This is a genomic window from Streptomyces sp. NPDC056503, from assembly GCF_042794995.1.
GTDB lineage: Bacteria > Actinomycetota > Actinomycetes > Streptomycetales > Streptomycetaceae > Streptomyces.
This window is the reverse complement of record NZ_JBHTST010000288.1, coordinates 1-1,081: the sequence shown is the minus strand read 5'-3', so window position 1 is coordinate 1,081 and position 1,081 is coordinate 1. Positions and strand designations below refer to the sequence as shown.

The window sequence follows — 1,081 nt, the reverse complement described above, 5'->3', positions numbered from 1 at the left end:
GTTTTTCTCTGAGTTGTGTTTCACTTTTGATAGGTAGTCTTTTATCCCTCATTATTACACCCTCATTACATTATATTTAGAGAGTTAATGGTTAACTGTTTAATTCCCACATTCCACTTATAGTAGAAAGGTTCATTTAGACTAACTTTCTTGTGAGTTATGGATAAGTACCCGACTGGTCCCCTTCGCTCCATAAGAGTTACCCCATTTCTTCACTACTACGGGACCGCTGCCACTCAATTATTTCTCTAATGGCTCCTCTTAAGCCTTGAATTAATTGAGCTTCCCACGTTCCTCTATTCCTATCCCTTATTTTACTGTGCCTTAGATTCTTACTTTACGCCGACGATACTCACCAACCTTGATTAACCGTAACATGTTGGCTCGTCATTACTAGCAACTACGACACTAGTAAGACGTGGAATCATACATATTCCCATATTCATATAGTTCATCCATTCTCGTGGTTTTCTTCCTTTGACCTATATTAAGAAGAAGATTCGGTGACGACGCTTCAAACATAAGTTCCTTGCGTAATCATAGCTCAGTTTTTAAGGACTACCGCATTATTTTGATTGTTTATAGGTACAACCTCAAATTACGACTTTACCTAGCTCTACACCATTTACCCAAGAGGGGGTATCTAGCATATAGGAGTATCATAGTCAGGAGATTTTGGATAAAATCGGTTATTTCTCCTGGATAGGGATTTCACCTATCAAATTGGAATAGAAGTTAGGCTTATATACATTCATAAGCCCTTCAATTTCACGCTACCGCGTTTATATGAGAACGTGGCGCACCATAATTCCCGAACTGAACGCCTCTATATCCGAAAAAGGATATTATGTCTTCTGGTTTTTGTATACTACTTGGACTTCCTCCTTTTCTATCAGGACGTTCTGGTAAGTCCCTTAACCATGAAGAGGATTTTTTCTTTGGTTTAGAAACAGACTTTTTAGTTAATAACTCTTCCCAGCTGTTTATTAGAAAGGCTGTTTTAAAACTACTTCGAAACCCACCTTTTAAATAGAAGTCTCTAAATTTAGATCCAAGAACACCTAAGCGAGCAGGACCATTA

Annotated in this window: 1 protein-coding gene; it reads right to left on the bottom strand. The window is 38.0% G+C overall.

Features of this window, described 5'->3' with window-relative positions; genetic code table 11:
* Window positions 1-768 precede the first annotated feature (768 nt).
* Window positions 769-1,081 (bottom strand): hypothetical protein (locus tag ACFQ8C_RS37115; RefSeq protein ID WP_383466386.1); only part of this gene is annotated, 313 nt, incomplete at its 5' end.